Consider the following 7,852-nt stretch of genomic DNA (forward strand, 5'->3'; position numbering starts at 1 on the left):
TATGCAATCACTGCCAGCGGCGCAGTAAGTGCAGATTATACCATCAGTTATGTGCCGGGTAACTTAACCATAACTGCTGCACCATTAACGATCACCGCAGACAATAAGACCAAAGCTTACGGGGCTGCACTACCTGCCTTAACAGCAAGTTATACAGGTTTTGTAAATGGGGATACCCAGGCTAGTTTAACGACCGCACCTACACTGACTACCGCCGCTACAGCGACATCTTCTGTTGCGGGAAGTCCATATACGATCACGGCCAGCGGCGCAGTAAGTACAGATTACACCATCAATTATGTTCCTGGTAACTTAACTATAAATACCTTGGCAGTTACAGTTACAGCAGATGCAAAAACCAAAACTTATGGCGATGCAGATCCGGCACTGACCTATCAGATTACCTCTGGTGCCTTAGCGCCATCGGACAGTTTTACCGGTACGCTAACCCGTGCAACAGGTGAAAGCGTGAATACTTACGTCATCACACAAGGCACATTGACATTAAACAACAACTATTTATTAACTTATGTTCCGGCAAACCTGACGATTGGTAAAAGAGCGGTTACAGTTACGGCCGATGCACAAACAAAAGCTTATGGCACCGCTGATCCGGCATTAACTTATCAAATCACTTCTGGTAACCTGGTCGCTTCTGATAGCTTTACCGGCTCACTAACCCGTGCTCCTGGTGAAAGTGTAAATACTTATGCAATCACTCAAGGTACAGTGGCGTTAAACAGTAATTATGTATTAAACTATACAGGTGCTAACCTCACTATTACTAAAAGAGTCCTGACTATCACTGCTAACAATCAGAATAAAGTTTATGGTTCGGCTAACCCTTCATTTACAGCAAGCTACAGTGGTTTCTCAGGTGGAGATAATCCGTCCATCCTGACTTCACAACCAGTAATCAGTACAACTGCGTCAACAGGTTCAGGAGTAAACACCTACCCGATCACAGTGAGTGGAGCTGCTGTTGCGAATTACGATGTCGTGTATGTACCAGGTACTTTAACTGTAAGCAAGGCAGTTCTAACCATTACAGCAGATAACAAAACCAGAAGTTATGGTTTAAACAATCCACCGTTCACCCTGGCTTATAACGGATTTGTAAATGGCGATGATATGAATTCATTATCAATTCAGCCAGCGGCTACAAGTACAGCTACCACGACTACTGCACCAGGCAATTATCCAATCACAGTAAATGGAGCTGCTTCAGCTAATTACAGTTTCAATTATGTGAATGGAAACCTAACCATTATTGCAGTAAACGGTACTAATGTTTCTAATTTGACAATAAGTTCAGGAATACTATCACCAGCCTTTACACCGGCAAATCACAATTATACAACATCAGTAGATAATGGATCTGATAACATTCGCTTTACGTTAACGTTTGATCCAACTGCCACAGTTAAGATCCATGGATTAACCGCCCCTAACGGCAGTTCTTCAGCAGGCGTTCCACTGAATGCAGGAAATAATACGATTACCATCGTGGTAACCGCGCAGGATGGGGTAACAACAAACACATATACTGTAACAGTATACAGAGGCGAACCGGCAACAGCTATTACAGCGACAAATATTCTTACACCAAATGGAGACGGCAAGAATGATACATGGATGATCGGGGATATCCAGCTCTACCCTAAAAACTCAGTAACGGTTTACGACCGTGCAGGGAGAAAAGTATACTTCAAACAAGGATATACTAATGATTGGGATGGTACACTGAAAGGAGAACCATTAGTTCAGGGAACCTATTATTACACAGTAGATCTTGGTCCGGGCTTACCAAAGTTCAGAGGATTTATTACACTGCTTAGAAGTAATTAAAACAGTTTGTACAGCGAAAAGATGAAAAGAATTAAGACCGTTATGAAGAATCAGACTCCACATAAATCAAATAAAACAGCAAAGACCCTGCTGTTAACGCTATTCCTGTTAGGAACGACCTTATACAGTAAGGCACAATTAACCCCTTTCCAGAATATGTATTTTCAAAACAAATACATCTATAACCCGGCTATGGCCGGGCTAAGTGAAGGCTTGAACATAAATGCCAATTATCGCCAACAGTGGAGTAACTTCCCCGGAACTCCAAAAACAGGTTTGCTGACAGCAGATCTCCATGCAACCGATAAAGTAGGCCTCGGTCTTAATGTAACAGCTGATGAGGCCGGATTAATCAAATCTACACGGGTAATGGGTACCTATGCGTACCACTTACAGCTGGAAGGAGAAAATCAGCATTTAAGTTTTGGTTTGTCCTTAGGTGTAAGCGATTCAAGGGTAAAATACAGCTTGATCAATGGTGATCCTACGGATCCTGAGATTGCCCGCTATAACCAGCTGAAACCTTATCTGGATGGTGACTTCGGAGTTGCCTATACTAGCAATAGCCTCTATATTGGTGCAGCAATGCCTAATATGAAAAGCACTTTCTTTAGAAATTCCGATGAACGTTTAGATGTAAATAAGCCTCTATTTATCGGTATTGTCAGTTACAAAATCCCTGTGGGTGATGGTGGTAATTTTAAACTGGAGCCTCTTGCAGGATTACGCGTCATCAAAGGGAATACCGATATTGTTGACGTAGGTGCGAACTTCAATATGGACCAATATGGTTTATTTTTCCAGACTATTTACCATAGCAGCCAGAGCCTTGGATTTGGTGCAGGAATGGATCAGCAGAATTTTGGTTTCAATATTTCTTACAACATTGAAACCGGTCCGCTGACAACTTATACCAACGGAACTTTTGAAGTCGGCGTTAAGCTGAAGTTATTTAATAAAAAGGCAAAGTAACCTTTTGATTAAAACACCCGTTTCTGAAAGGAGGCGGGTGTTTTTTTATGCAATTGCTTAACTTCGCATCATTATCTGCTGTTATATAATGATCCCAACCTATAAGATTGAAGACTTCCCATCTAGTAAAGGGATTGAGAATTTATTTAAGCTTGAACGATTTGAAGACCTATCCTGGCCAAAAAACCTGGAATGGCCTCATAAGCATAATTTTTATCAGCTGATCTGGTTAACTGAAGGCGCATTTATGCACACGATAGATTACCATGATATTGCTGTTAAAACTGATACTTTACTAATTACCTCTCCAGGTCAGATTCACCTTTTAAATTCACCAGAAAAGGTAAAAGGGTATAGCATCTCATTTACAGAGCAATTTCTGCTTGCACATCATACACAAGAATCTGTTTTTGAACTCACATTTCTGGATGAAAGTTTAACTACACCTTATTTATGCCTGGATGAAAATGCGAGAAAAGAACTTAAAGCGATTATTGATCCGATAATGGAAGAACTGAACAGGGATGAAAAAGCTCCAATCATCATCAATGTTCTTCTCTTTGCTTTACTAAACCGCATCCAAAGACTAATGAACAAAGCGCAACCAAAAAATGCAGATTCATTTCAGGTAGTAACGCATAGAAAATTCAAAAAACTAATAGAACAATATTATAAAGAAGAGCCAGATTTAGCTTTCTACGCTGGCAAAATGAGTATTTCATCCAATTATCTCAATAAAATCGTTAAAAATGTAACTGGTAAAACTGCCGGATTGATGGTTCGTGACCGTGGATTAATTGAAGCGAAACGGATGCTGGTTTACTGCAATTTCTCCATAGGAGAGATTAGTGATCAGCTGGGCTTTAAAGACTTCTCCTATTTTTCCCGTCAATTTAAAAAAAGAGAAGGATTTACCCCTGCCGAATACCGAAAACTGATGTATGAAAAATATAGCAACCATTAATTAAGTTCGGTTATCTGGAACGGAAAGTACCAATATTGAACCCCAATTTCCTAACAGGATCTTTGAGTTACTCCGAAATTTGCTGTTATTATATCAAAATAAAAGCATGGACAAAAATTTAAAAATTGCCAGGGATTACTTCAAAACGTACCTGGACTTGCAAGCACCCATTCCGGAGTTGCGTATTCAAGCAGATAAAATGTATGCGACTTTACCAGTAGCTGCTGACATCAAATATGAAACCGTACCTGTAGGGGATTTAAATGGCGAATGGACAACTTCTCCGGAAGCCAGAGATTCGCATGTGCTCTATTATATACATGGTGGTGCTTTTCTAATTGGCAGTCCGGCAACACATCGCGGGGAAATCAGTGAACTTGGAAGGGCAGGAAAAATGAAAACTTTTGCTCTGGATTATCGCCTTGCACCTGAATACCCATTCCCACAACCTCTGGAAGATATTCTGGAAGGATATATCTGGTTATTGGCCCAGGGAATTGATCCGAAAAATATTATTATTTCTGGCGATTCTGCTGGTGGAAACGCAACGATTAACCTATTTATATCCTTACGTGATCAGCGCATACCTATGCCGGCTGGCGGGGTAATTATATCTCCATGGATTGATTTGGGCCAAAGTGGTGAAACTTATAAGACAAAAGAAGGAATTGATCCTATCGTAAACCTGAAGGCTATTAAAGCGCAGGCAGCCGCTTATCTGGGCGGCGCAGCTCCTGATCTTCCGGTTGCCTCTCCTATTTATGCCAACCTGCACGGTCTTCCTCCAACTTATGTAATTGTGGGAGAAGCTGAAGAAATGTTGAGTGAAGCCTTAACTTTTACCCACAATGCGGCTATGGCAGGAGTACATGTCAAATTTGAAGTGTGGCCTCAAATGATCCATAATTTTCCTTTATGGCATTCGTTGCTTCCTGAAGGAAAAGATGCTATAAAAAAAGCAGGGGACTTTATGATTTCTTTAACCGGAAGCATTTAAACAGAAGCGCACTGCTATCTTTTGATAACAGTGCGCTTTAGCAAGATGATAACGGATTAAAGCTTGTGTTTCTTTGCTATAAATAACTATGGCAGGATCAAACCACTACTTTTAGCTTTAACGCGGTACATTTGAAGCATCAGAGAAATTAGTATCAATAATAATCCAATATAGAATCCGGTTGAAAGTATTTTGTTCTCCTTGTAAATGATTATTGCGAGTGCTATAGTATATAATGGCTCAAGGTTATAAGTGAGACTTACTGTAAATGAAGATATTTTCTTTAGTGCGCTTGTAATCAAAAAATACATGATCACTGTACAGAATATGGAAAGAATTAATAACCAGCCAAAGTCACTGATAGTCGGGATAAAGTATTGAGCAGGTGAAAACAGTAAAAATACGGGTAGTATAACAGTTAATCCCAGGCAGCCGCCTATCATTTGATTTAATATGATTGTGTTACTTTCATACTCCTGAACCAGCCGCTCATTGAATATGGTATAGAGTGCGGAAAAGATAGCTGATATTATTCCCAACACGATCCCCAGTCTGAAACTTGCATCCATACCAAAGATCAATGCAATGCCGCACAAGGTCAGACTGCTTAAACCTATCTCTTGAAAAGCTAATCTCTTTTTATTGATCAGCGGGGCTAAAATAGCGTTAAAAAAACTGGTTAATGCAAAGCATACTACGCCGACTGATATGTTTGAGTATTTGATACTCCCATAAAAGAAAATCCAGTGAATACCTAAAATAAAACCTATCGACCCGATTCTAAACTGCTCTTTAAAAGAAAGATTTTGTTTTTTACCGGTGATGGATAGATAGACCCACATCACCAGGCCTGATATTAATAATCTGTACCAGCTGATCAGCCCTTCGTTTAAATTTATTAAGCGACCAAACAGGCCTGTAAAGCCCGCTAATAAAACTGCAATATGCAATTGTATATAAGATTTTTTCATTAGAATGAATTATGCAATTTGTAATGTTCAAATTGTCAATGGATGAATAAGTTACTTGTCTGCCGAACCGGCACAATGCTCCCATCCGGATAATATATCACTATCCGTTTCGAAACTTAATTAAGTACTTATTGTGCTGGAGGAGGAAGGCAGCCTTTATTCATCATAATTTTAATCCATCAGTGGATTTCGAAAGTAACAAATAAAAATTAACAATTGTGAGCAACAGCAGATCAATTAACTTTTTTACGGATATATTATCTATGAAAAAAACACGCAATATAAACGCGGAAATTATTTTAATTTACAGTCATCAAATGACTAAATACTCTTGAATGCGGATGTAGCAACTCATAAATTTTGTCATCGAAAACGAAGTATCCTATTGGCTGTATCACTAAAATCTTTACTGTTGTATGCTAATTAGAGACTAATTAATGTTTTTAAGGAATCAGGAAAAAAACATTTGCAATAAATCACACTCACATCCAGCTAGTTATATAAGATCTCTGAAAATAAGTGATTTTTAGGCTGTTTTTTAATTAAACAATGTATATTTGCAGCCCCAAGCGCATCTAAACAAACATTTATGTGAGTGAAGAGCAAAGGAGAACGGACCGGTAGTTCAGCTGGTTAGAATGCCGCCCTGTCACGGCGGAGGTCGCGGGTTCGAGTCCCGTCCGGTCCGCAAGATTAGACAAAACATTAAGAAACCCTGTTATCATTTGATAGCAGGGTTTTTTGATTTACAGACCCTCCGAAATATTCAATTTTTCTCCTACTACCAGTGAGTCGATTCTGGCAGATACCCCTACCCACCAAAAACTTCACAAGCAACTGTATTATAACTATTTAAAAACACCGGATCACAAGCGATAGTCAGCTCCAAAAGTTGTGGAACATAAATTTAAATTCAATCATGGATCAAGTCATAAACTTGTGTAGCAGGCTCTTTTTTAAGCATAAATTTTGACACGCTAAACAGAAAGTCTTTGCTGTCACGAATGCTCTTATGCCTCTGGAAGTTGCGCTGAAAGCTTTCAATTTGCATGGGAATGACTCAGCCGAAACAAGGCCGGGCTGTTAGTAAATAAATTCAAAATAGCTTAATAATAGATCTATATCTGCCGGGTACTGGTCGGGTACTCGTTAGGGTAAGAGCAATGCTAAAGTAACGTGAGAGCATGGCAAGTCCAAGTCAAAACAACTAGTTGAAATGACTTAGAGTTGCCATGCTTACAGCCCGTTTACAACCTGGTGTCACCCCGACCACCACTCAGGCACAACCAAACCATAACTAGTTGAAGATTAATGAAATTATAATTTTCCCTTTGACTGACGCACGGACAATTGCGGACAATTGCAGACAGCTGCGGACAATTACAGACATTTTTTACGCATCAGGATAATCTTTAACGCCAATAGCCTACATTGGTGGAAAGGCATTTATTTATTATGGGAAGTTTAACGGGTAAATTTGTAAAGGGAATCCTGGGCGATTTCATTTTTAAAGCAGCAGTTTGGAGTACAGGTTGTTTCAAAAGTTCTGTAAGGGGCACAATGAAACAATCAATGGAAACCCAAAGGCATCAGAGAACTTTCGTAAAAGTAGCAAGCCTGGAAAAAGCAGGATCTTTACTCCCCCTAAGAATTCCGCTGAAGCGTTGACCGATCTCTTATCAAAGTAATCAGGGCGTTTAATACTGATAAATTGAACTATAAAATCAGGAGATTATATTAAGGTCTTAACCACTGAAAGTGAATTGACCATTAAATATAAAATCAGTAACATAGAAATTGAGCTCCAAAACCAGCGCTTTCTTCGTGTTCACCGTTCATTTATTGGGATCAAGCAAAAAAGTTGGGGATTTGATAAGTTTCATTAATTTTGTTCAATATCATTATTTTGGACACCTCAATACTATCATTAATATTACCAGAAGGCTTAACCGAATACTTTGAGTTGGATAAGTTCGAGTTTAGCGAAGGCTCATATCATATTTATCTTTTAGAAAAAAACATACATCCCAAGGAATATTCAGGTGAAAAGCTACTTTCTAAGGGTTTTTTCGATGAGATCACTGTTCGTGACTTTCCTTT

At 39.2% G+C, this 7,852-nt stretch carries 8 protein-coding genes and 1 tRNA gene; 8 read left to right on the forward strand and 1 reads right to left on the reverse strand.

All coding sequences use genetic code 11. The annotated features are described in order from the left end of the window. From LY11_RS25890 to LY11_RS25905, 4 genes are all read left to right on the forward strand, one after another. The coding region (locus LY11_RS25890; protein WP_170132778.1) for an MBG domain-containing protein at nt 1-1,848 on the forward strand (1,848 nt) is incomplete at its 5' end. Between the two features lie 21 nt (nt 1,849-1,869). Beyond that, nucleotides 1,870-2,820, forward strand: coding sequence for a PorP/SprF family type IX secretion system membrane protein (locus tag LY11_RS25895; RefSeq protein WP_111636482.1), 951 nt, complete (start codon nt 1,870-1,872; stop codon nt 2,818-2,820). Between the two features lie 88 nt (nt 2,821-2,908). Next, nucleotides 2,909-3,784, forward strand: coding sequence for a helix-turn-helix domain-containing protein (locus tag LY11_RS25900; protein WP_111636483.1), 876 nt, complete (start codon nt 2,909-2,911; stop codon nt 3,782-3,784). 106 nt (nt 3,785-3,890) lie between these two features. Next, nucleotides 3,891-4,781 carry an alpha/beta hydrolase gene (locus LY11_RS25905; protein WP_111636484.1) on the forward strand — a complete coding sequence of 297 codons (891 nt, stop codon included), beginning with the start codon at nt 3,891-3,893 and terminating at the stop codon, nt 4,779-4,781. An 86-nt stretch (nt 4,782-4,867) separates the two neighbouring features. On the opposite strand, the gene LY11_RS25910 is transcribed toward LY11_RS25905, so the two are convergent. Continuing rightward, entirely contained in the window at nt 4,868-5,752 is an 885-nt protein-coding gene (locus LY11_RS25910; protein WP_111636485.1) for a DMT family transporter, read from the reverse strand. Nucleotides 5,753-6,366: 614 nt separating this feature from the next. Here LY11_RS25910 and LY11_RS25915 point away from each other — a divergent pair. The 4 genes from LY11_RS25915 to LY11_RS26985 form a co-directional block, all read left to right on the forward strand. Then, nucleotides 6,367-6,440 (forward strand) — tRNA-Asp (locus LY11_RS25915). Nucleotides 6,441-7,207: 767 nt separating this feature from the next. Next, entirely contained in the window at nt 7,208-7,420 is a 213-nt protein-coding gene (locus LY11_RS26825) for a hypothetical protein (RefSeq protein WP_111636486.1), read from the forward strand. Nucleotides 7,421-7,488: 68 nt separating this feature from the next. After that, complete coding sequence (locus LY11_RS27335) at nt 7,489-7,638, forward strand: LytTR family transcriptional regulator DNA-binding domain-containing protein (protein WP_394340922.1); 150 nt, start codon at nt 7,489-7,491, stop codon at nt 7,636-7,638. 20 nt (nt 7,639-7,658) lie between these two features. Beyond that, a partial coding sequence (locus LY11_RS26985; protein WP_449415916.1) for an ISAon1 family transposase N-terminal region protein occupies nt 7,659-7,852 on the forward strand: 194 nt, incomplete at its 3' end.

Origin of the sequence: Pedobacter cryoconitis (assembly GCF_003259615.1) — a bacterium.
In the GTDB taxonomy this organism is placed as follows: domain Bacteria; phylum Bacteroidota; class Bacteroidia; order Sphingobacteriales; family Sphingobacteriaceae; genus Pedobacter; species Pedobacter cryoconitis.

Excerpts from the sequence above, each read along its gene's own strand:
- LY11_RS25895 (WP_111636482.1), top strand. The coding sequence starts at position 1,870 with ATGAAAAGAATTAAGACCGTTATGAAGAATCAGACTCCACATAAATCA.
- LY11_RS25905 (WP_111636484.1), top strand. The coding sequence starts at position 3,891 with ATGGACAAAAATTTAAAAATTGCCAGGGATTACTTCAAAACGTACCTG.
- LY11_RS26825 (WP_111636486.1), top strand. The coding sequence starts at position 7,208 with ATGGGAAGTTTAACGGGTAAATTTGTAAAGGGAATCCTGGGCGATTTC.
- LY11_RS25910 (WP_111636485.1), bottom strand. The coding sequence starts at position 5,752 with ATGAAAAAATCTTATATACAATTGCATATTGCAGTTTTATTAGCGGGC.
- LY11_RS25900 (WP_111636483.1), top strand. The coding sequence starts at position 2,909 with ATGATCCCAACCTATAAGATTGAAGACTTCCCATCTAGTAAAGGGATT.